23 protein-coding genes and 3 tRNA genes are annotated in these 24,480 nt (G+C 57.9%); 4 read left to right on the forward strand and 22 right to left on the reverse strand.

Features of this window, described 5'->3' with window-relative positions; translation table 11 throughout:
• Positions 1 to 8: 8 nt before the first annotated feature.
• The 17 genes from ACWPM9_RS13040 to ACWPM9_RS13120 all read right to left on the reverse strand — a co-directional run bounded on the left by ACWPM9_RS13040 (position 9) and on the right by ACWPM9_RS13120 (position 15,178).
• Positions 9 to 1,520, reverse strand: a complete 1,512-nt coding sequence (locus ACWPM9_RS13040; protein WP_428185037.1) for an NADH-quinone oxidoreductase subunit M — start codon at positions 1,518 to 1,520, stop codon at positions 9 to 11.
• Positions 1,520 to 3,520, reverse strand: a complete 2,001-nt coding sequence (gene nuoL / locus ACWPM9_RS13045) for an NADH-quinone oxidoreductase subunit L (RefSeq protein ID WP_484755408.1) — start codon at positions 3,518 to 3,520, stop codon at positions 1,520 to 1,522. The genes ACWPM9_RS13040 and nuoL overlap by 1 nt, the downstream gene beginning before the upstream one ends.
• Before the next feature lie 7 nt (positions 3,521 to 3,527).
• Entirely contained in the window at positions 3,528 to 3,836 is a 309-nt protein-coding gene (gene nuoK, locus ACWPM9_RS13050) for an NADH-quinone oxidoreductase subunit NuoK (protein WP_428185039.1), read from the reverse strand.
• A 28-nt stretch (positions 3,837 to 3,864) separates the two neighbouring features.
• The gene (locus tag ACWPM9_RS13055; RefSeq protein ID WP_428185040.1) at positions 3,865 to 4,479 is read right to left on the reverse strand and encodes an NADH-quinone oxidoreductase subunit J; all 615 of its coding nucleotides are present in this window, start codon (positions 4,477 to 4,479) and stop codon (positions 3,865 to 3,867) included.
• 145 nt (positions 4,480 to 4,624) lie between these two features.
• Complete coding sequence (nuoI, locus tag ACWPM9_RS13060) at positions 4,625 to 5,116, reverse strand: NADH-quinone oxidoreductase subunit NuoI (RefSeq protein WP_428185041.1); 492 nt, start codon at positions 5,114 to 5,116, stop codon at positions 4,625 to 4,627.
• 39 nt (positions 5,117 to 5,155) lie between these two features.
• Positions 5,156 to 6,199 (reverse strand): NADH-quinone oxidoreductase subunit NuoH, encoded by a 1,044-nt coding sequence (gene nuoH / locus ACWPM9_RS13065; RefSeq protein ID WP_484755409.1) that lies wholly within the window; start codon positions 6,197 to 6,199, stop codon positions 5,156 to 5,158.
• Between the two features lie 12 nt (positions 6,200 to 6,211).
• Positions 6,212 to 8,293, reverse strand: a complete 2,082-nt coding sequence (gene nuoG, locus ACWPM9_RS13070; RefSeq protein ID WP_428185043.1) for an NADH-quinone oxidoreductase subunit NuoG — start codon at positions 8,291 to 8,293, stop codon at positions 6,212 to 6,214.
• Positions 8,294 to 8,463: 170 nt separating this feature from the next.
• Positions 8,464 to 9,201: a hypothetical protein gene (locus tag ACWPM9_RS13075; protein WP_484755410.1), complete on the reverse strand. Its 738-nt coding sequence runs from the start codon at positions 9,199 to 9,201 to the stop codon at positions 8,464 to 8,466.
• A gap of 32 nt (positions 9,202 to 9,233) precedes the next feature.
• A complete protein-coding gene (gene nuoF, locus ACWPM9_RS13080; protein ID WP_428185046.1) occupies positions 9,234 to 10,538 on the reverse strand; it encodes an NADH-quinone oxidoreductase subunit NuoF in 1,305 nt (434 codons plus the stop codon).
• Between the two features lie 10 nt (positions 10,539 to 10,548).
• Positions 10,549 to 11,667, reverse strand: coding sequence for an NADH-quinone oxidoreductase subunit E (locus tag ACWPM9_RS13085; protein WP_484755411.1), 1,119 nt, complete (start codon positions 11,665 to 11,667; stop codon positions 10,549 to 10,551).
• A 16-nt stretch (positions 11,668 to 11,683) separates the two neighbouring features.
• A complete protein-coding gene (locus tag ACWPM9_RS13090; protein ID WP_428185048.1) occupies positions 11,684 to 11,935 on the reverse strand; it encodes a hypothetical protein in 252 nt (83 codons plus the stop codon).
• The gene (locus ACWPM9_RS13095) at positions 11,935 to 13,125 is read right to left on the reverse strand and encodes an NADH-quinone oxidoreductase subunit D (RefSeq protein WP_428185049.1); all 1,191 of its coding nucleotides are present in this window, start codon (positions 13,123 to 13,125) and stop codon (positions 11,935 to 11,937) included. Before ACWPM9_RS13095 ends, ACWPM9_RS13090 begins: the two co-directional genes overlap by 1 nt.
• Before the next feature lie 18 nt (positions 13,126 to 13,143).
• Complete coding sequence (locus ACWPM9_RS13100; protein ID WP_428185050.1) at positions 13,144 to 13,746, reverse strand: NADH-quinone oxidoreductase subunit C; 603 nt, start codon at positions 13,744 to 13,746, stop codon at positions 13,144 to 13,146.
• An 18-nt stretch (positions 13,747 to 13,764) separates the two neighbouring features.
• Entirely contained in the window at positions 13,765 to 14,346 is a 582-nt protein-coding gene (locus ACWPM9_RS13105) for a NuoB/complex I 20 kDa subunit family protein (RefSeq protein WP_428185051.1), read from the reverse strand.
• Positions 14,337 to 14,702 (reverse strand): NADH-quinone oxidoreductase subunit A, encoded by a 366-nt coding sequence (locus ACWPM9_RS13110; protein WP_428185052.1) that lies wholly within the window; start codon positions 14,700 to 14,702, stop codon positions 14,337 to 14,339. Before ACWPM9_RS13110 ends, ACWPM9_RS13105 begins: the two co-directional genes overlap by 10 nt.
• Before the next feature lie 245 nt (positions 14,703 to 14,947).
• Positions 14,948 to 15,024 (reverse strand) — tRNA-Asp (locus ACWPM9_RS13115).
• 77 nt (positions 15,025 to 15,101) lie between these two features.
• A tRNA-Asp gene (locus tag ACWPM9_RS13120) sits at positions 15,102 to 15,178 on the reverse strand.
• A gap of 345 nt (positions 15,179 to 15,523) precedes the next feature.
• On the opposite strand from ACWPM9_RS13120, the gene ACWPM9_RS13125 reads away from it, so the two are divergent.
• Positions 15,524 to 15,599, forward strand: a tRNA-Val gene (locus tag ACWPM9_RS13125).
• Between the two features lie 200 nt (positions 15,600 to 15,799).
• Here ACWPM9_RS13125 and ACWPM9_RS13130 read toward each other — a convergent pair.
• The 5 genes from ACWPM9_RS13130 to ACWPM9_RS13150 all read right to left on the reverse strand — a co-directional run bounded on the left by ACWPM9_RS13130 (position 15,800) and on the right by ACWPM9_RS13150 (position 21,504).
• Complete coding sequence (locus tag ACWPM9_RS13130) at positions 15,800 to 16,786, reverse strand: ABC transporter permease (protein ID WP_484755412.1); 987 nt, start codon at positions 16,784 to 16,786, stop codon at positions 15,800 to 15,802.
• A gap of 12 nt (positions 16,787 to 16,798) precedes the next feature.
• Entirely contained in the window at positions 16,799 to 18,304 is a 1,506-nt protein-coding gene (locus ACWPM9_RS13135; RefSeq protein ID WP_484755413.1) for a sugar ABC transporter ATP-binding protein, read from the reverse strand.
• A gap of 85 nt (positions 18,305 to 18,389) precedes the next feature.
• Complete coding sequence (locus ACWPM9_RS13140) at positions 18,390 to 19,337, reverse strand: sugar-binding protein (protein WP_428185055.1); 948 nt, start codon at positions 19,335 to 19,337, stop codon at positions 18,390 to 18,392.
• A gap of 151 nt (positions 19,338 to 19,488) precedes the next feature.
• Positions 19,489 to 20,475 (reverse strand): substrate-binding domain-containing protein, encoded by a 987-nt coding sequence (locus ACWPM9_RS13145; RefSeq protein ID WP_484757652.1) that lies wholly within the window; start codon positions 20,473 to 20,475, stop codon positions 19,489 to 19,491.
• A gap of 48 nt (positions 20,476 to 20,523) precedes the next feature.
• On the reverse strand, positions 20,524 to 21,504 hold the full coding sequence (locus ACWPM9_RS13150; RefSeq protein WP_428185056.1) for an NAD-dependent epimerase/dehydratase family protein: 981 nt from the start codon (positions 21,502 to 21,504) through the stop codon (positions 20,524 to 20,526).
• A gap of 150 nt (positions 21,505 to 21,654) precedes the next feature.
• Here ACWPM9_RS13150 and ACWPM9_RS13155 point away from each other — a divergent pair, with 150 nt between their 5' ends.
• The 3 genes from ACWPM9_RS13155 to ACWPM9_RS13165 are packed head-to-tail and all read left to right on the forward strand — an operon-like array spanning position 21,655 to position 24,441.
• Complete coding sequence (locus tag ACWPM9_RS13155) at positions 21,655 to 22,395, forward strand: ATP-binding cassette domain-containing protein (protein WP_484755414.1); 741 nt, start codon at positions 21,655 to 21,657, stop codon at positions 22,393 to 22,395.
• Positions 22,396 to 22,408: 13 nt separating this feature from the next.
• Positions 22,409 to 23,398: an ABC transporter permease gene (locus ACWPM9_RS13160; protein ID WP_428185058.1), complete on the forward strand. Its 990-nt coding sequence runs from the start codon at positions 22,409 to 22,411 to the stop codon at positions 23,396 to 23,398.
• A 44-nt stretch (positions 23,399 to 23,442) separates the two neighbouring features.
• The gene (locus tag ACWPM9_RS13165; RefSeq protein WP_428185059.1) at positions 23,443 to 24,441 is read left to right on the forward strand and encodes a LacI family DNA-binding transcriptional regulator; all 999 of its coding nucleotides are present in this window, start codon (positions 23,443 to 23,445) and stop codon (positions 24,439 to 24,441) included.
• Positions 24,442 to 24,480 lie beyond the last annotated feature (39 nt).

Below are 24,480 nucleotides of genomic sequence, written 5' to 3' on the forward strand. Positions count from 1 at the left end.
TCCTGTCGTCAATTCGCAATGAGCGCAACGTCATGCGCCGCCTGCAAAGCTGCCGAATAGTTGTTGATCAAATGGTCGACCGAAGCCGCGGTCACATCGAAGATCGGTGCCGGATAGACGCCGAAGAAGATGGTCAAAACGATCAACGGATAGAGGATGAGCTTCTCGCGCCCGGAAAGGTCAAGAAGTGCCTTCAGGCTTTCCTTTTCCAGCGCTCCGAAGACCACCCGGCGATAGAGCCATAGAGCGTAGGCAGCCGACAAAATAACGCCTGTTGCGGCAAAGAGCGCAACCCAGGTATTGGCGCGGAACGCACCGATCAGGGTCAGAAACTCACCGATAAAGCCAGAGGTGCCCGGAAGCCCCACATTGGCCATGGTGAAGATCAGGAAGGCCACGGCATATTTCGGCATATTGTTGACCAGGCCACCATAGGCCGCGATGTCGCGGGTATGCAGCCGGTCATAGATCACGCCTACGCAGAAGAAGAGCGCGGCCGAGACGAAGCCGTGGCTGATCATCTGGAAGATGGCACCCTGAATACCCTGCGCATTGGCCGCAAATGTACCCATGGTCACATAACCCATATGCGCGACCGATGAATAGGCAATCACCTTCTTCATGTCTTCCTGCGCAAGCGCCACCAGTGAGGTGTAGACGATCGCAATCACCGACATTGTGAAGACCAGAGGGGCGAAGAAATCGGAGGCCAACGGGAACATCGGCAGCGAGAAGCGCAGCAGACCGTAGCCACCCAGCTTCAGCAGGATACCCGCAAGGATCATCGAGCCCGCCGTCGGTGCCTGCACGTGCGCATCCGGCAACCATGTATGGACCGGCCACATGGGCATCTTCACCGCAAAGGAGGCGAAGAAGGCCAGCCATAGCCAGGTTTGCATATGCGCCGGGAAATCATGTTGCAGCAGTTCGGTCATGTCGGTCGTGCCGGCATCCCAATACATCGCCATGATGGCCAGCAGCATCAGCACCGAGCCGAGCAGCGTGTAGAGGAAGAACTTGTAGGACGCGTAGACGCGGTCCTTGCCGCCCCAGACACCGATGATGATGAACATCGGGATCAGACCGGCTTCGAAGAACACGTAGAACAGCACGATATCGAGCGACACGAACACGCCGATCATCAGCGTTTCGAGAAGCAGGAAGGCGATCATGTATTCCTTGAGGCGCTTTTCGACCGAGATCCAGCTTGCCAGAATGCAGAACGGCATCAAGAAGGTGGTCAGGATCACGAACAGCATCGAAATGCCGTCAACGCCGAGGTGATAGGCAATGCCGGTCCCCAGCCATTCGGTCTTTTCCACCATCTGAAAATCAGCTGTCGAATTGTCGAAGCCAACCCAGATGAAGAGCGAGACTGCAAAGGTGAAGACTGTCGTCAACAAGGCAACGCTACGGACATTTCGGCGACCGGATTCAGTGTCGTCCCTTGTCAGAAGCAAGAGCAAGACACCGATAAGCGGCAGAAAGGTGACCGTTGAAAGAATAGGCCAATCGGTCATCAGACGGAACTCCCGAGCATCATCCAGGTAATCAGGGCGGCGACGCCAATCAGCATCACGAAGGCATAGTGGTAGAGGTAGCCCGACTGAAGACGGACGACCCGCTGCGTGGCACCTGCGACGACAGCGGCAATGCCGTTGGGTCCGTAGGTGTCGATCACTCCAACATCACCCTTCTTCCAGAGGAAGCGGCCGAATGCCTTGGCGGAGCGCACGAAGAGGAAGTTATACAGCTCGTCGAAATACCACTTGTTGAGCAGGAACTGGTAGAGCACACGGTGCTGCTCTGCCAGGCGTTTGGGCGTCTCCGGCGAACGGATATACATATACCAGGCAATCACGAAGCCGAGCAGCATGGCGACGAACGGGCTGATCTGGACCCAGAACGGAACGTGGTGGAATTCTTCCAGCAGTTCGTTTTCAGGCAGGGTAAACAGTGCACCCTTCCAGAACTCTGCATATTCGTGGCCGTAGAAGAAACCTTCGAAGACCAGGCCGGCAAAGATCGCACCGACAGACAGAACCAATAGCGGGATCAGCATGACCATCGGCGATTCATGCACATGGTGCATCACGTCGGCGGAGGCCCGCGGCTTGCCGAAGAAGGTCATGAAGGCCAGACGCCAGGAATAGAAGCTGGTGAACAGAGCCGCGATCACCAGCATGGTGAAGGCAAAGCCGGCCACTGCGGAATGCGAGGCATAGGATGCTTCGATGATGACGTCCTTGGAGAAGAAGCCGGCAAAGCCGATCATCGTGCCCGGGATGCCAACGCCGGTCAGCGCCAGTGTACCGATTGTCATCGCCCAGAAGGTATAGGGGATGTGTTTACGCAGACCGCCCATATAGCGCATGTCCTGCTCGCCATCGACGGCATGAATGACCGAGCCCGCGCCCAAGAACAGCAGAGCCTTGAAGAAGGCGTGCGTGAACAGGTGGAAGATGGCCGCCCCATAGGCGCCGACGCCGAGCGCCACGAACATGTAGCCGAGCTGCGAACAGGTCGAATAGGCGATCACACGCTTGATGTCGTTCTGCACGAGACCGACCGTGGCGGCAAAGAACGCTGTAATCGCGCCGATGATCGTCACGAAGGTCAGTGCGTCTGGCGACAGTTCGAACAGTGGCGACATGCGGGCGACAAGGAAGACACCGGCAGTGACCATGGTCGCTGCGTGGATGAGTGCCGACACAGGGGTCGGGCCTTCCATCGCGTCCGGCAACCAGGTGTGCAGGAGGAACTGCGCCGACTTACCCATGGCACCCATGAAGAGCAGGAGGCAGATTCCGGTCAGGGCGTGGCCCTTATCGAGGTTCATGCCGAAGAGGTTGATCACCGCTTCCGTGCTCTCGGCGCCTTCAGCCGGAAGGTAGCTCTGTGCGGCGGCAAAGATCGTTTCGAAATTGATCGAGCCGAACAGAACGAAAATACCGGAAATGCCGAGAATGAAGCCGAAGTCACCGACACGGTTGACGATGAAGGCCTTCATGGCTGCGGCATTGGCCGAAGGCTTCTTGAACCAGAAGCCAATCAGCAAATAGGACGCCAGACCAACGCCTTCCCAGCCGAAGAACATCTGGGCAAGGTTGTCGGAGGTTACCAGCATCAACATGGCGAAGGTAAACAGCGACAGGTAGGAGAAGAAGCGCGGGCGATGCGGGTCGTGATGCATATAGCCCATGGAATAGATGTGAACCAGCGTCGACACGGTATTGACCACCACCAGCATGACGGCGGTCAGGGTGTCGATGCGGAACGCCCATTCGACGTCAATGCCGCCGGACTGGATCCAGCGCAAAACCGGAACCTTGATGACTTCCTGGCCTTCACCATGGCCAAGACCGATATTGATGAAGACGAACCAGGACAGGATAGCGGTGATGATCATCAAACCGCTTGTGATGTATTCTGAAGCCTTGGCGCCGATCTGGCGACCGAACAGGCCGGCAATGAGCGAGCCGATCAGCGGCAGAAAGACAATGGCCTTATAGATAAGCATAGCCGGTTCAGCCCTTCATCATATTGACGTCTTCCACGGCAATCGAACCGCGGTTGCGATAGAAGACCACAAGGATCGCGAGGCCAATCGCAGCCTCCGCAGCGGCCACGGTCAGGATAAACAGTGCAAAGACCTGGCCGACGATATCGTTGAGGAAGTGCGAAAAGGCCACCATGTTGATGTTGACCGCAAGCAGGATCAACTCGACCGACATCAGAATGACGATGACGTTTTTGCGGTTCAGGAAGATACCGAACACGCCGAGAATAAAGAGGATGGCGCTGATCGTCAGGTAGTGGGAAAGACCGATTTCCATATTTTTGTATCCTTGACCTCGCCTTGCCTCAGACGCCTTGCCCGGGCTTGACCTTGACCACCTTGACGGCGGTCGCGGGCGTGCGGGCAACCTGTTGGGAAATATCCTGCCGTTTGATGTGCTGGCGATGCCTGAGCGTCAACACGATGGCGCCGATCATCGCAACCAGCAGAACAAGGCCGGCAATCTGGAAGTAATAAACATAATTCGTATAGAGCACATCGCCGAGGGCAGCTGTGTTGGTGCGCGTCGCAATATCCGGGATCGGCATTTTGACGGCGTTCAGGGCTTCCGGCGAAATTACGCTGCCGCCGATCACGAAGATCAGTTCAGCGGCGACGACGAGACCGATGAGCGCACCGACCGGCGCATATTTCGCAGCCCCTGCCCTCAATTCGGTAAAATCGATGTCGAGCATCATCACGACGAAGAGGAAGAGAACCGCAACCGCGCCGACATAGACGACGAGGAGGATCATCGCGAGGAACTCTGCTCCAGTCAGGAGAAAGAGACCGGCGGCATTCACAAAGGTCAAGATCAGGAAGAGGACCGAGTGAACCGGGTTCTTCGCTGAAATGACCATGAATGCCGACGCCACGGCGACGATGGCGAAGAGATAGAAAAATACTGCCTGCAGACCCATAGTCTTGCCTTTTCGTCTTTCATCGAAGGCGGGCTCCCCGCGCCGTCCGATAATGCGCTTGCGGATCGGATATCCGGTCTGCGCTGCTCTTCAAACTCAAAAGCCCGGGCGAGACTGAATGCCCCGCCCAAACGTTGCACCGCGACTAGCGGTAAGGTGCATCAATCGCGATATTGCGCGCGATTTCACGCTCCCAGCGGTCGCCATTGTCGATCAGGCGCTGCTTGTCGAAATAGAGTTCTTCACGGGTTTCCGTTGCGAATTCGAAATTCGGACCTTCGACGATCGCATCAACAGGACAGGCTTCCTGGCAAAAACCGCAATAGATGCATTTTACCATGTCGATGTCGTAGCGAACCGTGCGGCGCGTGCCGTCATTGCGGCGCGGGCCAGCCTCGATGGTGATGGCCTGGGCAGGACAGATCGCCTCGCACAGCTTGCAGGCGATGCAACGTTCTTCGCCATTGGGATAACGGCGAAGCGCATGCTCACCGCGAAAGCGTGGAGAAACCGGCCCCTTTTCGAAGGGGTAGTTGATCGTGGCCTTCTGCCTGAAGAAGTAGCGCATCGACAGGAAGAAAGCGCCGACGAACTCTTTCAGAAACAGGGAATTGATAGCCTGTGAAAGACCAGCCATCTTAACCTCCAAATCCGCTGAATGTCAGGATGGACATGATCACGCCCAGCCCATGAACTTCAGCACGAATGCTGTAATGACGACCATGGCAAGCGACAGCGGAAGAAACACCTTCCAGCCAAGACGCATGAGCTGGTCATAGCGGTAGCGCGGCACGAACGCCTTCACCATCGCGAACATGAAGAACACAAAGCCGGCCTTCAGGATGAACCAGATAATACCCGGCACCCAGTTGAGGACGGCGATATCGGCCGGCGGCAACCAGCCACCGAGGAACAGGATGGTGGTGAGCGCACACATCAGCACGATGGCCGCATATTCGCCCAGCATGAACATCATGTAAGGCGTGGAACCGTATTCGACCATGAAGCCGGCCACCAGTTCCGATTCCGCTTCCGGAAGGTCGAAGGGCGGGCGGTTCGTCTCAGCGAGCGCCGAGATGAAGAAGATGATGAACATCGGGAACAGCGCCAGCCAGTTCCAGTCGAGGAAGGTGTTGGGCAGGCCCAGACGCGTTCCCAGACCATCGGACTGCGACATGACGATATCCGTCAGGTTCAGCGATCCTGCTGTCAGAAGCACGGTGACGATCACGAAGCCGATCGAGACTTCGTAAGACACCATCTGCGCTGCCGAACGAAGCGCGCCGAGGAACGGATATTTGGAGTTCGATGCCCAGCCGCCCATGATGATGCCGTAGACCTCGAGCGAGGAAATGGCGAACACATAGAGGATACCGACATTGATGTTGGCGATGACCCAGCCATCGGCCAGCGGCACCACGGCCCAGGTGGCCAGCGCCAGAACCACGGCGACCAAGGGGGCCAGAAGGAACACGCCCTTGTTGGCGCCGGCTGGAATGACCGGTTCCTTGAAGACGAACTTCAAAAGGTCGGCGAAGGACTGGAACAGACCGAATGGACCGACAACGTTCGGGCCGCGGCGCAGCTGAACGGCAGCCCAGATCTTGCGGTCGGCCAAAAGGATGTAAGCAATGAAGACCAGAAGACAGACGAGCAGTAGCAAAGACTGCCCTATCATGATCAGCGCCGGCCAGAGATAGGTTGATGCAAATGTGTCCATGATCCCCTGCCCTTACTCTGCCGCAACCTTGAAATTGTTACGGGCCAGTGCCGAGCACTCAGCCATCACAGCCGAAGCGCGCGCTATCGGGTTCGTCAAATAGAAGTCTTTTACCGGAGACGCAAACCCGGATTTGGTCATCTTCCCGCCTTTTTTCGCAAGTGCGGCAATTTCACTGCCCTTGGACGGTGCAATCTCATCCAGCATCGCGAAATGCGGGTAGCTTTCGTACAGTTTGGCGCGCAGGGCGGCCAGTGAGTCGAACGGCAGTTTCTTGCCGAGAACATCCGACAGCGCACGCAGGATGGCCCAGTCTTCGCGAGAATCACCGGGTGCAAAACCGGCGCGGTTGCCCATCTGAACGCGGCCTTCGGTGTTGACCCAGGTACCCGACTTTTCGGTATAAGTCGCACCCGGAAGGATCACGTCCGCCGTGTGCGCGCCGTTGTCGCCGTGGCTGCCGATATAAACGGTGAACTTCGCCGTCTTGGCCGAGAAGTCCATTTCGTCTGCGCCGAGTAGGAAGAGAACATCTGTCGTCGTCAGCAATTCCGCTGCGGTCGCGCCATCCTTGCCCGGAACGAAACCGAGATCGAGTCCCCCGACGCGCGATGCGACGGTATGGAGAACGGCAAAGCCATTCCACTCATCCGTCACGGCGCCGATTGCAGCCGAAAGCTTGGCGGCACTTGCAAGAACGCCTGCGCCATCGGCGCGCGACAATGCACCCTGACCGATGATGATCATCGGGCGTTCGGCATTTTTAAGTGTCTCGAAGAATGCACCGGTGCCATCGACCAGTTCTTTCAGCGAGTCGGGGCCAGCGCCGATATAATCGTAGTCGTAACGCATCTCGCCGGCTTCGCCGATCACACCGATCGGGAAGTTGCCACGGCGGAAGCGTTTGCGAATACGGGCGTTCAGAACAGCGGCCTCATAACGCGGGTTGGCACCGATGATCAGAAGTGCGTCAGCCTGCTCGATGCCGGCAATCGTCGGATTGAAGACATAGCTTGCGCGACCGAGCGACGGATCGAGAGCCGAACCATCCTGGCGGCAATCGATATTGCTCGAACCGAGAGCCGTCATCAGCTCCTTCAAGGCATACATTTCTTCCACGGATGCGAGGTCGCCGGCAATGGCGCCGATCTTGTCGCCAGTGGTCGCAGACACTGCGGTCTTGATGGCAGCGAAGGCTTCACCCCAGGTCGCGGGCATGAGCTTGCCGTCCCGACGGACATAAGGACGGTCGAGGCGCTGGGTCTTCAACCCATCCCAGATGAAGCGGGTCTTGTCGGAGATCCACTCTTCGTTGATGTCGTCGTTGACGCGCGGCATGATACGCATGACTTCGCGGCCACGCGTATCAACGCGGATGGCGGAACCGAGCGCATCCATCACGTCGATGGATTCGGTCTTGCCGAGTTCCCAAGGACGCGCGGTGAACGCGAATGGCTTTGAGGTGAGCGCACCGACCGGGCACAGGTCAACAACGTTGCCCTGAAGCTCGGAGGTCATGGCCTGCTCGAGATAGGTCGTGATTTCGGCATCTTCGCCGCGACCAACCAGACCGAGTTCGGTGATGCCGCCCACCTCGGTGGTGAAGCGAACGCAGCGTGTGCAGTGAATGCAGCGGTTCATCACGGTCTTGACCAATGGGCCAATATACTTGTCTTCGACGGCGCGCTTGTTTTCCTTGTAGCGCGAGCTATCGATACCAAAGGCCATAGCCTGGTCCTGCAGATCGCACTCACCGCCCTGGTCGCAGATGGGGCAATCCAGCGGGTGGTTGATGAGCAGGAACTCCATCACGCCTTCGCGGGCCTTCTTGACCATGGGCGTGTTGGTGAAAACTTCCGGCAGTTCGCCATTCGGGCCACCGCGGACATCGCGCACACCCATGGCGCAGGAAGCTGCCGGCTTCGGCGGGCCACCCTTCACCTCGATGAGACACATGCGGCAATTGCCGGCAACCGACAACCGCTCATGGAAACAGAAGCGCGGCACCTCGGCCCCGGCCTCCTCGCACGCCTGAAGCAGCGTGAAGTGATCCGGAACTTCGATTTCTTTACCGTCGACTTTCAGCTTTGTCATATTCGCCTTCCTGTCTCACGCACACCGTGCCTGCCGCAGCAGGAGCGACCGGTCCATTGATTGGTGGTCGCCGCGATTGTTCAATTTCCCGGAAACATGCACGCCAGCATTCGCTGTCTTCTCGCACATGGCTTTCCAAATTCCGTCAAATGCCTGGTCGACAAACTGCATCAGCTTTTGTCTCCGGACAGAGATTTCGCCTGGCCGACCCAGTCATCCCGACCGATACGGCCGGACAATCCGAGTGTGTCGTCAAGCTTGTCGATCCTGGCTTTCGTCAGGCCCGCGATATCCGCGAACCGTGTTATTCCCTGTGCGTTCAGCAACTGCTCTAGCTTCGGTCCGATCCCTGAAATCTCCTTCAGGTCGTCGGCCGCGACTGTGCCTTGCTTCGCCCCCGCCACGGCCTTTGGCTTGGCTGCGATCTTGGCTGCCGGCTTCGCTTTGGCCGTCGGCTTAGTCGCCACCGTCTTCGCCGGCTTTGGCGCGTCTTCCCTGGCCGTCGCAGCTTTGGCGGCTTGCGCCTTGGACTTCGCTGGAGCCGGCGACTTGGCTGCGGCAGGCTTCGTTGCCTTTGGCTTTGTCACCTTTGCTGGCTTCGGCTTTTCGGCACGCGCCGTTGCTGGCTCCTTGACCGGCTCGGCGACGGGTTGAACCGCATCTTCCCCGCCGTCGCCTTCTTTCGCAGCACTCTCAGATGCTTTGCCCGCGGCCTGCATGGAGCGCAGGAAAACGTCTGTCATCTGGGTCGCCATGCCGAAGCCGAAAGCGGTCGCCGCCGCAAAGGCAGCGGCCGGATTGGCCATCAGCTGCTGAATCGGCATGTCCTTGAAGGCATCGGCAATCCGGCTGAAGTCAGCCGGATTTTCCGGGTGCTCCTCGCTCTTCCTGTCGTTGTCCTTGGCCATGACGATCTTTCCTCAAGCCCACCGGTTGATCTTTACTCAGCTGCTTCCATCACCGCGCCATGGGCCATGGCGTTGCGGGTATACTGGTCGATACGCGCTTCCATTTCCGGGCGAAAATGCTTGATGAGGCCCTGGATCGGCCATGCAGCGGCGTCGCCGAGCGCGCAGATCGTGTGGCCTTCAACCTGCTTGGTCACCTGGAACAGCATGTCGATTTCGCGCTTCTGGGCATTGCCCTTCACCATGCGCTCCATGACCCGCATCATCCAGCCTGTTCCTTCACGGCACGGCGTGCACTGACCGCAGCTCTCATGCTTGTAGAACGCAGACAGACGCCAGATGGCCTTCACGATGTCGGTGGACTTGTCCATGACGATGACAGCGGCGGTCCCGAGGCCGGACCCCAGTTCCTTGAGGCCGTCATAATCCATGATGGCGTCTTTCATCTGGGCACCTGGAACACAGGGAACCGACGACCCGCCGGGAATGACGGCCAGAAGATTGTCCCAGCCACCGCGAATCCCGCCGCAATGCTTCTCGATCAGTTCTTCGAAGGTGATCGACATGGCGTCTTCAACCGTGCAGGGACGATTGACATGGCCCGAGATCGAATAGAGCTTGGTGCCGGCATTGTTGGCGCGACCGAAGCTTGAATACCAACCGGCACCACGGCGCAGAATGGTCGGGGTCACCGCAATCGATTCAACATTGTTGACGGTGGTCGGGCAACCGTAGAGGCCCATATTGGCCGGGAACGGAGGCTTCAGCCGCGGCTGGCCCTTCTTGCCTTCCAGGCTTTCGAGAAGAGCCGTTTCTTCGCCGCAGATATAGGCACCGGCACCGTGGTGCACGATGATATCGATATCGTAGCCGAGCTTGTTGTTCTTGCCGAGCAGTCCTGCATCATAGCATTCGTCGATCGCTGCCTGCAGGGCTTCACGCTCGCGCATGAACTCGCCACGGACATAAATGAACGCGTGATGGGCACCCATGGCGAAAGAGGCGACAACGCAGCCTTCGATCAGCGTGTGCGGATCGTGACGCATGATGTCACGGTCCTTGCAGGTGCCGGGTTCCGACTCATCGGCATTGACGACCAGATAATGCGGACGGCCATCGGATTCCTTCGGCATGAAGGACCATTTCAAGCCGGTGGGGAAGCCAGCGCCGCCACGACCGCGAAGCCCTGACGCCTTGACCTCATTGATGACCCAGTCACGGCCCTTTTCGAGCAGCTGCTTGGTACCGTCCCAATGGCCGCGGGACATCGCACCCTTCAGGGACTTGTCCTTGAGGCCATAGATATTGGTAAAGATGCGGTCTTGATCTTTTAACATATCCTACCCCTTAGCGCGGCTTCTTGCCGAAAACTTTGATGTATTCGGCTTCGCCGCCCTTGGCGAGCGCCTTGGCCTGCTTGACCCAATCGTCACGATCGATGCGGCCCTTGAATTTCAGATAACCATCGACCCATTCCCGTTCGGCCTTCTTCCACGACGCGACTTGCGCGTAGGTGTAGATGCCGAGTTCGTTCAACGTGCCTTCAAGCTTCGGGCCAACGCCCGAAATCAGCTTGAGGTCGTCAGGCGTCTCAGGCTTTTCGACGGCTGCTGGACGGTTCTTGTCGTCGAGCGAAGGCTTGTCACCCGCATCGGCCTCATCGGTCGCAGGCTTTGCACTCTTGCGCGCCGGCTTGACCGGTTCGCCGCCAGGCGTTGCCGTCTTGCCGTCTGCCGGTGTCTTCAGCGCTGGATTTGTCATCTCAGCGTCGGAATCAGGCTTGCCGGCCTTGGCTGGCGGGACGGAGACTTCAGCAGTGGAGGCAGACGCAGCCTTTGTCTTCTTCGGTGCCGTGTCGGCTTCCAGAAGTGAGGTCAGGCCACCTTCAGGGGCTGAGAAAATACGGTCGATTTGTGGGCCGGGCGTGACTTCGTCACCCTTGCCTGCCTGGAAACGGTCGATAATGTCTTCGAGCTTTTCAGCCGTCAGATCCTCATAGGAATCCTTGAAGATCATCACCATCGGCGCGTTCACGCAGGCGCCCTGACATTCAACCTCTTCCCAGGACAGCGTGCCGTCCTCGTTGAGCTCCAATGGCTGGGCATTGATCTTCTTCTTGCACACATTGATCAGGTCTTCAGCGCCACGCAGCATGCAGGGCGTTGTGCCACAGACCTGCACATGGGCGCGCTTGCCGACCGGCTTCAACTGGAACTGCGTATAGAATGTCGCGACTTCGAGAACGCGAATATACGCCATTCCAAGCATATCGGCGATCGATTCGATCGCGGCACGCGTGACCCAACCGTCCTGTTCCTGCGCTCGCATGAGCAACAGGATGACGGCCGACTGCTGACGGCCTTCCGGATATTTGTTGATCGTCGCCTCAGCCCATGCGGCGTTTTCCTTGGTGAAGGAAAAGCCACCGGGCTGGAGCTGGTCTTCTGCTAGTCGACGAACGGACATTCTTCCTCACGCCTTGTCAGTTTATGGCTCCACACCTTGAGCTCGCCACGGTGGCGAATTCGCAGGCATAGGCCGAATTGTCCTTCTGGAGGAACACGATGAATGTTGAGCCGTTGGGAACGGCCGACTTGATCTCATAGCCCTCGCTGACCAATTCCCCCATGGATTTGGAGGAAGAACTCGAAGCAACACCTGTGGTCGACGTCTGGGCATCAGCACCAGAAGCGGCCACCAGGCTTGCTGCGAGTATGATCAGGCCAGGGCGCATTAACGGTCGACCTCTCCAAAGACGATATCGATCGAGCCTAGAATTGCCGACACGTCGGCGAGCTGGTGTCCGCGACAGATAAAGTCCATTGCCTGAAGATGGGCATAGCCCGGCGCACGGATCTTGCAGCGGTATGGCTTGTTGGTACCGTCGGAGACGAGGAACACGCCGAACTCGCCCTTGGGCGCTTCAACGGCTGCGTAAACCTCACCCTCAGGGACGTGATAGCCTTCGGTGTAGAGCTTGAAGTGGTGAATCAGCGCTTCCATCGACCGCTTCATTTCACCGCGTTTCGGCGGCACAACCTTGCCGTCGAGCGATGAGAACGGGCCGGTCTTTGCATCGCCAAGCAGACGGTTGACGCACTGCTTCATGATCTTCACCGACTCGCGCATTTCGATCATGCGGATCAGGTAACGGTCATAGCAGTCGCCGTTCTTGCCGATCGGGATGTCGAATTCGAGATCGGAGTAACATTCATAGGGCTGCGAACGACGCAGATCCCATGCGGCGCCCGAACCGCGCACCATGACGCCGGAGAAACCCCAGGCCCAGGCATCTTCCAGCTTCACCACGCCGATATCGACGTTACGCTGCTTGAAAATACGGTTGCCGGTCAGAAGATCGTCGATATCGTCGAGGGTCTTCAGGAAGGGATCGCACCATGCACCGATATCTTCCACCAGCTCCGGCGGAAGGTCCTGATGAACGCCACCGGGACGGAAATAGGCAGAGTGCATGCGCGCGCCGCAGGCACGCTCATAAAACACCATCAGCTTTTCACGTTCCTCAAAGCCCCAGAGCGGCGGCGTCAGTGCGCCAACGTCCATGGCCTGCGTGGTCACGTTCAAGAGATGCGACAGGATACGGCCGATTTCGGAATAGAGAACGCGGATCAGCTGACCGCGGATCGGGATCTCGAGGCCGAGGAGCTTTTCGACCGCCATGGCATAGGCATGTTCCTGGTTCATCGGCGCCACGTAGTCGAGACGGTCGAAGTAAGGAACGGCCTGCAGATAGGTCTTGGTTTCGATCAGCTTTTCGGTGCCACGATGGAGCAGACCGATATGCGGATCGACGCGCTCCACGATTTCACCGTCGAGCTCGAGCACCAGACGCAGAACGCCGTGGGCTGCGGGATGCTGCGGACCAAAGTTGATGTTGAAGTTGCGAACGTTATGCTCGGTCATTGACTTACCCTTCCGTCCTCACTTCGCCGCTTTTTCATCGCCGGGCAGCACGTAATCCGTGCCTTCCCATGGCGAGAGGAAATCGAAACTACGGAATTCCTGCTTCAGCTCGACCGGCTCGTAAACCACGCGCTTGACCGAATCGTCGTAGCGAACTTCGACAAAGCCCGTGGTCGGGAAGTCCTTGCGCAGCGGATGCCCCTCAAAACCGTAATCGGTCAGAATGCGGCGCAGATCCGGATGGTCGGTAAACATGATGCCGTACATATCCCAGGCTTCACGCTCGAACCAGTCGGCACCGGGAAAGACGCCACAGGCCGACGGCACGGGCTTTTCTTCCGATGTCATGGTCTTGACGCGGATGCGCAGGTTCTGACGCGGCGACTGCAGATGATAGACAACATCGAAACGCTCGGGGCGCGCCGGATAGTCGACACCACAGATATCGATGAAATTGACAAACCCGCACTGCACGTCGTCACGCAGGAAGGTCAGAAGCGCGATCAGCTTTTCCGGTGTGGCGGTCAGCGTCAATTCACCGAATTTGATTTCGGCGCTGGCGATCAGTTCGCCACGTACTTCCTGAATAAAGGATGCAAGCTCGTTCAGGGCTTCGCTCATTGTCTCGTCCCTCAGCCCTTACCGTTCGATGGTCCCGGTACGGCGGATTTTTTTCTGCAGCAGAAGCACGCCATAAAGCAGCGCCTCTGCCGTGGGCGGACAGCCCGGCACATAGATATCGACGGGCACGACGCGATCGCAGCCACGCACCACCGAATAGGAATAGTGGTAATAACCACCGCCATTGGCACACGAGCCCATGGAAATCACGTAACGTGGCTCCGGCATCTGGTCATAGACCTTGCGAAGCGCGGGCGCCATCTTGTTGGTCAGCGTCCCCGCAACAATCATCACATCCGACTGACGGGGACTCGCGCGCGGGGCAAAGCCAAAGCGCTCGACGTCGTAGCGCGGCATGGAAAGCTGCATCATCTCGACGGCGCAACAGGCCAGACCGAAGGTCATCCACATCAGCGAGCCGGTACGGGCCCAGGTGATGAGCTCGTCGGTCGAAGTGACCAGGAAACCCTTGTCGGCAAGTTCATTGTTGATCTCGCCGAAAAACGGATCATTGGCTCCAATCGGCTTGCCGGTCGAGGGATCGATAATCCCCTTCGGCTGCTGCGCGACGAGCGTCGTGTCTGAAGCGGTCACTCCCATTCCAGGGCTCCCTTCTTCCATTCATAGATAAAGCCGATGGTCAAAACGCCGAGGAAGACCATCATCGACCAGAAGCCGAACCAGCCCAGATCGCCGAAGGAAACGGCCCAAGGGAAAAGGAAGGCAACTTCAAGATCGAAGATGATGAAGAGAATCGACACAAGATAGAATCGAATGTCGAATTTCATACGCGCATCGTCGAATGCATTGAAACCACATTCGTAAGCCGAAAGCTTTTCAGAATCAGGCGCCTTATACGCAACGGCAAACGGCGCAACGAGAAGCGCTATACCGATAACGAGGGCAATGCCGATAAAAATTGCGATCGGAAGGTAGGAACTGAGGAGTTCAGTCATCTTATCCATCCCTGCCTGTCAGTGAAAATGTCGGGCGACATTCCGGCCATCAGGCCAACAAGCCGAAATAAGTGTTGCAACAAGCCGTTGGTTAACGCAGCCAACTCGGATGCGCAAGCCTCAAGCGGGCTTTTCACCCGATACCTGTCCGACTTTATCAAGGAGTTAAAATCAGATACATAGTCAACGGTATATTACACCCATGCGGCGCAACAAAACCCTATTTTTATTGGAGGAGAAATATATGGCGCGAGTGACGGGGCTCGAACCCGCGACCTCCGGCGTGACAGGCCGGCACTCTAACCAACTGAGCTACACCCGCGCATATATAGTCCGCATTGAGCGGAGAAGACTGCTTTTCGAAATTCGATAGGCTGCCTTTCGTCGAGGACTTGAGAGTGGCGCGAGTGACGGGGCTCGAACCCGCGACCTCCGGCGTGACAGGCCGGCACTCTAACCAACTGAGCTACACCCGCGCACATCTCAAAAAGACGGTGAAACCGTCCTCACCAACCGGGCCTCGCCGGTCGATGAGCGGCTAACTAAGATGTTCGTGATTGGGTGTCAAGCAGGTTCGCAGACAAAACGATGACAGCGATGCAAATGTTTTGGACAATGCCCGCCTCCAGTGTGCGCCCTCCCCTTTCAACCCGGCCATTGCCAATGGAAAGACCCCATACATAAAGAGGTGCGATTTTTTCTCTCCTGTGTGCGAAGCGATAAAAAAAACAAAAAAACTTCACAAACACTCTTGCGCATTTTTTCCGATCCGCATAGATCACGGCCACCGACGCGGCGGACAGATGCTTCGCACAGCGGACGGGCGATTAGCTCAGTTGGTAGAGCGCCTCGTTTACACCGAGGATGTCGGGAGTTCGAGTCTCTCATCGCCCACCATTTCCTCCAGAAATTCCTTTTTTTTCTTAAGCGCAACCAACCGCATTTCATGCCGTGTGTGCTGTATCCCACTCATCTTCATAAGGCGCGGCGCGGTTGCGAGCCGTTCACCAATCGGATTGCAGCCATGGCCAACTCGTCATGCGCCATCCGGTAGCAACGAGTCGGCTTAGACGACACCTTACTTAATCCGCGTCACATTATGTATTGTCTTCCATCGCTGCCATGGCGCTCGCCTGTCGGCGGGCGTCGCGGTAGCGGGAAAACTGCGTATCGGCGATCACGCCTGCGAGAATCACGCTGCCCATCACGGCGAAATTCAAGGAGGACGGGATGCCGAGCAGGTTCACGAGGTTCTGCAGTTCCTGCAGCAGGATGACGCCCAGCACCACGCCGATGATCGAGCCCTCCCCGCCCCGCAGCGAAAAGCCGCCAAGAACTGCCGCGGCAATGCCATACAGTTCGTAAAAATTGCCATGCGACGATGGCTGAACGGACCGGGTGTACATGGCGAAGAATACCGCCGAGATCCCGGTCAAGAAGGCGCAGAGCACATAGGCCTTTATGATCACACGATTGGTGTCGATGCCTGAATAGCGCGCGGCCTCGCTATTCTTGCCGACGGCGAACAGATGGCGGCCGAAGACTGTGCGGTGCAGCAGGAACCAGGAGACGATGGCGACCAGCGCAAAAGCGATCACGGAATGCGGTATGCCGGCGGTGCGACCGGACACGAGATATTCCAGCATGGGAAAATCGGAACCGAAACTGAAGCCGGCGGTCCCGTCCTTGGTGTAGAATCGCGCAACACCGCGATAGATCAGAAGGCCACACAGGGTGACGACGAACGGCTGCAGCTTGAGTCGGGTGATCAGCCAGCCATGAAGCAGGCCTATGACCACGGAGAGAACCAGGACAATTGCCAGTGCCACGCCCCATGGAACACCGAAACTGGCGATGAGGTCGACGAATATGACGCCGATCAGTGCGATGACGGAACCAATGGACAATTCGATGCCAGCCGTCACGATGACGAATGCTTCGGCTATCGAAAACAATCCGAACAGGCCGATGAGATTGGCAGTATTGGCCAGATTGATCGGCGACAGAAAACGCGGATTGACCATGGCAACAATGGCGCCAACCGTGACCACCAGGGTGGCAAGTCCAATATCTTTCTTGTGCATCCTCTTCCCCTTCTATTCGACGGCCAGTCGGAGAATGCTCTCCTCGGTCAGTTGATCGCGCTTGAGCGTTCCGGAAATCCGCCCATGGCACATGACCGCCACGCGGTCTGAAACGCCGATCACCTCTTCCATGTCGGACGAGATCATCAACAGCGCCACGCCTTCGGCAGCCAGCGCCTGCATCAGCCGATAGACCTCCGCCTTGGCCCCCACATCGATGCCGCGGGTCGGTTCGTCGAGAATGATGACCTTGGGCTTCATCGCCAACCATTTGGCGAGAACGATCTTTTGCTGATTGCCACCCGACATTTCGGCGACGGCGCGATCGATGCTCGACGTCTTGATCTTCAGATTGTCCCTTGACGATTCGGCCAGTCTTCGTTCCGCACGCGCATCGACGAAGCCATGCCTTGAAAGCCCGTCATGCGCCGGCATCGCAACATTTTCCATGACCGAGAAATCCAGGAACAGGCCTTCTGCCTTTCGATCCTCGGGCACCAGGCAAATGCCGGCGGCGATCGCGTCTGGCACGGAATGGGGGGCAAGCACCCTGCCCCCGATCTCGATTACCCCGCCCTCGACCGGATCGATGCCGAATATCGCGCGCGCCAGCTCGGTGCGACCGGCACCGACAAGTCCCGTCAGGCAATGGATCTCGCCGGCCCTCAGACAAAGATCAATGGAATGTTGCGGATTGGCTTTGGTGCGCAGAGCCTTGACCTCCAGAACCGGCAAACCGAGCACATGGTCGGTTTTCTCGTAGAACTGGCTGACGTCGCGGCCGATCATCATATGCACCATATTGTGCCTGGTGATTTCCTCGCGGCTCAGGCCCCCAGCATTGCAGCCATCGCGCAACGCCACCACCCGGCTTGCCACCTGTTCGACCTCGGCCAGACGGTGAGTGATGAACAGCACGGCCACGCCCTTTGCGCTCAACTGCCGGATAACCTCCAGCAGGCGCTTGGTCTCCGATATGGTCAGGCTGGATGTGGGTTCGTCGAGAATGAGCAGACGCAGATCGATCGACAGCGCACGGGCAATTTCGAGCAGTTGCTGATCGGCCAGCGAGAGGTCGGAGACCCGATCACGCGGGCCGAAACGCGCGCCGAGCAGTTCAAGGATCGGCGCCACTTTCTGTTCCATCGCCGTGCGATCAAGAAATCCGAAAATGCCATGCCTCATTTCGCGGCCAAGAAGCACATTGGCTGTGACATCGAGATTGGAAAACGGATTGAGTTCCTGATGGACGAGAGCAATGCCCCGCTCATGAACCCGGGCGGGTGTCAGTGACCTCACCTCTTCGCCATCGATGATGATCCGCCCCTCATCAGGCGCGATGGCGCCGCTTAGCACTTTCATCAAGGTGGATTTGCCGGCACCGTTTTCGCCGATAAGCCCAACCACCTCGCCGGCGCGAATGCTCAAGGACACATTGTTGAGTGCCACCGCACCCGGATAGACCTTGGTGATCCCCACCAGATCGAGTTCTATGGTCTTGTCAGGATATTCTGTCATCGACGCTCCCGGAACGCAGGACGGATCAAAAGGCTGCACGAACCCCATGGGATCCGTGCAGCCAGGATCGTTTTCGACAGCGCGCTTATCCGCCGACGCGGGCTTTCAGTTCGGCTGCGAAGGCATCGACATTGTCCTTGGTGATCTTCTTGGTTGGCACAATGATCAGGCCGTCAGACGGAATCTGCGATTTGTCGCCTTGCAGATAGGCCGCCATCAGCTTCATCCCCTGATAGCCCCACTGGTAAGGGTCCTGAACCACAGTTCCGACGAAGTTTCCTTCGCGCACGGCACCCAGCGTCACCGGGTCTTCGTCAAAGGCAACCACGGTCACCTGCCCCAGCTTCCCAGCGGCCTGAAGGGCCTCATAGATCTTGGGCGGGTTGTAGGAATAGAACCCGACCATGCAGGTAATGTCCGGATTGGCTGCCAGGACGTCATCGACATTGGAGCGTGCGCGGGCAAAGTCCACGTCATCGCCCCTCACATCCACCAGTTCGATACCGGAGCCCTCGACGGCCTTGCGGAAGCCGGCAATGCGTTCAACGGCATTGTCAGCGCCGAGAAAGCCGACAAAGCCCATGCATTTGCCACCATCCGGCATTGCAGCGACGGCCATTTCGCCGGCCTGAACGCCGGCATCCGTGTTGGACGAGCCGAGATAGGCAATGCGATTGCTGTTGGGTGCGTCGCTGTCCGTCGTAAACAACGGCACCTGCGCTGCAATGCGATTGAAGGCATCGATCGAGTTCTTCGGATCGGCCGACGAAATCATGATCGCGTCGGTACCGGCGGCGACCAGATCGTCCATCAGGGCATTCTGCAAGGCCGCTGTCCCTTGAGCCGGGTAGCGGAACTGCAAGTCATAATCCGGCAACTCGGCCTGGGCCGCCTTCACGCCTGCTTCGGAGAGCTTCCAGAAGTCGGATGCCGCGTTGACGATAAAGGCCAGCGAGGGTTTGTCCTGAGCAAAGGACGGACTCGCGGCAAATGCCACACTTGCTGCGAGAACCAATGATTTCAGATGTTTCATTTCTTTCCTCCCTGCGACCCGATTTCCTCCCAGGTCGCGTTCCACATGACGGTAACGGATGACATTATTATTAATATGTTTACTGATAATTCGTCTTGCGACATAGAATGGCGGCGAGCCCGGAAGCCCGCCACCCGCCGCCCCGCAAGACTCAGTTATCGGCGCAGAAACCAGGATCGTCCTGGTTGCAGACATCGAGCCCGGTAAACAGCGGATCTTCCACCGTCTCACCGTTGATGAGCTGGATCATCACATCCGGAGCCTTGTAGCCCATCTCGAACGGACGCTGACCAACCTGGGCGTGGCTGCGACCATCGCGGAAGGCCTGGGTCTGCGGCGGCAGCGTGTCGCCGGCGATAATGATCAGGTCCTTGCTCTTGAGCTTGTCCATCACCTGGTCGGTCACCTGGGCATAGGCTTGCGGCGCAAACTGTGCCCAGCCGCCGATCAGGATGAAGGCGTCGAGATCCGCATTGGCGGTGAACACGTCCGACATCTGCTGGTTGGCCAGATCGGCCTGGTCATTTGTATAGACCGGGCAACCCTCGACTTCCGTCCAACCGCCCTGTCCTGTCAGGCGGTCGATTTCCTTGGCACCGGCAATGGTATCGCGAAAGCCCTGAGCGCGGGCATTGATGTTGTCAGCAGCGACATTGCCAAGCTGCAGGCAGACGGTACCGCCATCCGGCTTGAGCTTGCTGGCCTCCTCCGCCATTTTCACGCCCATCAGATAGTTGTCTGTTCCGAGATATGTCTTGCGCAGGTCGCGGTCCTTTTCCAGGAAATCCGCATCCACCGTCATCACCGGCACTGACGGCGCAATGTCACGCACACGATTGCCCATGGCGGGCGCGTTGGACGGTGAAATGGCAATCGCTGCCACCCCACGGGTCAGCAGATCATCGACGATCTGGACTTCACCGGCTTCGTCTGCAGATGACGCCGGGCCGGTATAGAGGCACTCGTATTCGCTGTCTGCATTCTCCGACATCCACTTCTTGCAGCCCAGGTTGATCTGCTCGAAGAACGGGTTGTCGAGACCCTTGACGACAATCGCCAGGGTCTTTTTGTCCGCTGCTCCAGCCGACCCTGCGGCCAAAGCCGCGACAGATAGGGCCGTCATTGCCAATATCTTCATTTTCATCGGTTTTTCCTCCTCCACTTAAACCGACCAAAGCCTCCTGCCTCAGCCGGGATACCAGACAATGCGCGGGTCGTTTTCCGCACGCTTGTATTGCCAGGCGCGCTCGATCATCTGCTCGAGGCCGATCTCCGGGGACCAGCCGAGCAGCATCCGCGCCTTGGAATTGTCGAGCCAGTTGCTATAGAACGGCGTGTCGATCTCGACCGGAGTGAGCCCGTTGAGCGCTGAAAGCCGCTCGCCCAGGACGCCATAATCCACTGGCTGATCCATGGAAATATTGAGCAATTGTCCTTCAGCACGAGGGTTGTCGATCGTCGCCAGAATTGCTGACACGAGGTCGTCGATATGGACGAAGTTTCGCTTGAGATAGTCGCCGTTCACATCGCGCAAGACCGGCACATATCCACCCTTGCGACAGTCCTGCAGCCGATCCTCCTCGATCAACTCCGCCCATGAAGGACCGCCAAATTGCGCGTCGCTGAAGTCGAGCGCGAAGCGAAAATCGTCTTTCTCCATGATCCACGGGGCACGAAGCGTCGACCAGTTCACACCGTACTGATGACCGAACTGCTCCAGCATCACCTCTTCCAGGGTCTTGGTCAGTGCGTAGCTGCCCGGATAAGCCCGACGCTCGGACGCCTCGGTGATTGGGGCATCGTAGTCATGGAAGATATGCCCGACCGCGCAGTCGCCACTCAACAGGATGAACTGACGCGCATAATGTGAACGCCGAAATTCCTCGAGCAGCAGGTAAAGCCCCTTCAAGGCGACATCGAAGATCAGCTCTGGCGTTTCCTTGACAGCTGCCATGTGGATCACATGGGTCACCCCATCCATGACTTCAGCCACGATAGCTGGATCGTTCATGGACCCCCGAACCGCAGAGACGCGCTCCCCCTCCTCGACCGACCTGTTATTGCAAAGTGCGACCACTTCCCACTTCGCAAAACGAACATCTGCAAGGAATGCGTGCAGGAATGCCTGCCCGACCTTTCCCGTTCCGCCCGTCAGCAGAAGCCTCATGCTTCCCTCCTCCGAAAGAGCTTAGTCCGAGTTGAACTTTGTTTACTAATAATATTAAGTCAAGTAATTAGTTAATTCTGGCGTGGGAAAATGAGCCGCCCGTGTGATTTGGAGTGAGGATTTTCGGCGCTGATATAAAGGGAGGAAATTGTGTCGCGACTTGCATTTTCAGGAGTTTCAAAGAATTTCGGAGCGATACAGGCGCTTAGCGATGTGTCACTTTCGATCGAACCGGGGGAGGTTCTGGGCCTTATGGGGGATAATGGCGCCGGAAAATCCACGCTCGTCAAAATCATTGCCGGAAACTTCCCGCCGAGTACGGGCAAGATCAGCATTGACGGCAAGCCAGTGGTCTTTCACAGACCTCTCGACGCCCAGCGGGAGGGCATAGAGATGGTCTACCAGGACCTGGCGCTCGCCGACAATCTGTCTGCCGCGTCCAATGTCTTTCTCGGACGAGAGCCGCTGCGTCACTTCGGGCCGATCCGATATATCGACTACAAGCAGATGAATTCCGTCTCGGCCGAATTGTTCAAGCAACTCAAATCGGAAACCCGGCCGCGCGATCTCGTGCGGCGAATGTCCGGTGGACAACGACAGGCGGTGGCAATCGCGCGCACACTGCTGTCGGAACCGAAGATTGTCATGATGGATGAACCGACGGCCGCAATTTCGGTGCGTCAGGTCGCGGAAGTGCTCGACCTCATCCGCCGCCTGCGTGACCGCGGCATCAGCGTGATCCTGATCAGCCACAGAATGCCCGATGTGTTCAGCGTCTCAGACAGGATCGCCGTTTTACGTCGAGGGCAGATGGTGTGCCGCAAGCCCGCCAAGGATTCATCCCCTGAAGAAGTCACCGGCCTGATCACCGGCGCCATCGAAACTGCCTAGGAGGGAGATCGACATGACAACGCTCGACGACATCATCAGCAAATCGCTGCATCAAAACTGGTTTTCCCGCCTAAAAAGCCTGCAGGTCTTCTGGGTCTTCACCGCCGCCATCTTAGCATGCCTGGCGCTCACCCTTTTGACCGATACTTTCGCGAGCGAGCGGAACCTGTTCAATGTGGGGCGCAACTTCGCCTTCGTCGCAATCATCGCCATCGGCATGACGGCCGTCATCGCCTCCGGTGGCATCGACCTTTCGGTCGGATCATCGGTGGTCTTGAGCGCAATGGTGATCAGTGTGGCCATGGCCAGCGGCATGTCCTTCTGGGTCTCGGCCCTCATGGCCCTCGGCTCGGCACTTCTGGTCGGACTGTTGAACGGCGTGCTGATTGCTTATGCGGGCATGCCGGCCTTTGTGGTCACACTCGGGACACTGTCAGCCGCGCGTTCGCTTGCCATGGTGCTGTCGGACAACAAGATGATCTGGGAGTTCGGGCCGGATCACGAGATACTGTTGTGGATTGGCGGTGGCTCGACACTCGGCATTCCGCATCCACTCTATGCCGTCATTGCGCTTGCCGTGATCATGTCACTGGTCTTTCGCTGGACCCGATGGGGACAACATCTGTTTGCAATCGGGGGCAATGAAAGTGCGGCGATCCTGACCGGCATTCCGGTCAAACGTCTGAAGGTCAGTATCTACATGTTCTCTGCCTTTACAGCGGGCCTTGCAGGCATCCTGATGGCTGGTTGGCTGGGGAGCGTCACGACCAATCTCGGTCAGGCGATGGAGCTTACCGTCATTGCCGCAGCGGTCATCGGCGGGGCCAATCTGGCGGGTGGCGAAGGCAATGCGCTGGGTGCCGTTGTCGGCGCGCTGCTCATCGAGGTCATTCGCAATTCCCTGATCCTGCTGGGTATCTCGACTTTCTGGCAAGGAATGTTCATAGGTACCTTCATCATCGTCGCTGTGGCATTTGACCGATTCCGCAATGTGCGAAGATAGCGAATCGAAATGACAGTGCGCTCGCGCGCAATACGGAGATCACCTTGAAACCCACCATGATGGATGTCGCAGCGCGGGCGGGTGTATCGCAAGCGACCGTCTCCCTTATACTCAATGGCAGTTCAGGGGCACGCTTCAGCGAAGCGACGCGCCGTAAGGTTTTCGACGCCGTCAATGAACTCGGTTACCTTCGCACAAATCGCTCGCCTGCCAGCGATGCGACAGACAGCAGGGTGATCGCGTTCATCACCGACGAGTTGACGACCGATCCCTGGATGGCACTTGCCTTCGAGGGCGCGCGCGAAAAGGCACTCGAACTGGGAATCATCGTCACGCTCGGCATTTTCCGGGCGGACGAAGACCCAACCGAGAACGTCTTCCAGCAATACGAGCGGCAACCCTTGATGGGCTATATCTTTGGTACGATCCTGACACGCAAGATCGATCCACCGACGCCGCTGTTGACGGTGCCGTCGGTGCTCGTCAATTGCTACGATCAAAGCCGGCGACTGCCGTCCATATTGCCGGGCGACGTTGCCGGAGGTCGGTCTGCGACCGAACGGTTGATCCGGGCCGGTCGCAGCCGGATCGCACTGATCAACGGACAGGACGGCCTCGACAATCCGCGCGACCGGCTGCGCGGCTACAAGCAGGCTCTGGCGAGCCACGACTTCACCTTCGATGCCGAACTGGTGCGCTACGGCAACTGGGAGCCCTCCTCCGGTTATGCCGAGACCCAGGTCTTGATGGATCTGCCCAACCCGCCCGACGCGATCTTCTGTGCCAACGATCTGATGGCGCTTGGATGTATCGAGGCGCTGAAAGAACGAGGAAAATCCGTTCCGGGCGACATCTCGGTCATCGGCTTCGACAATCGCGATATCGCCCAGTTCATCCGGCCGCCGCTGACCACTCTTCACCTGCCGCTCTTTGAAATGGGCGCGATGGCGGTGGAGATGATCGACGATATTGCAGGCGGGCTGAAAAGCCGCCACGACCAGCTTAAGGTCGAATGCCAGATTATCGAGCGAGAGTCGGTTTAACGCACGGACGCCTCTGCGGTGATGCCCTGATAACCGTCA

It is taken from the genome of Agrobacterium sp. H141, from assembly GCF_057158725.1.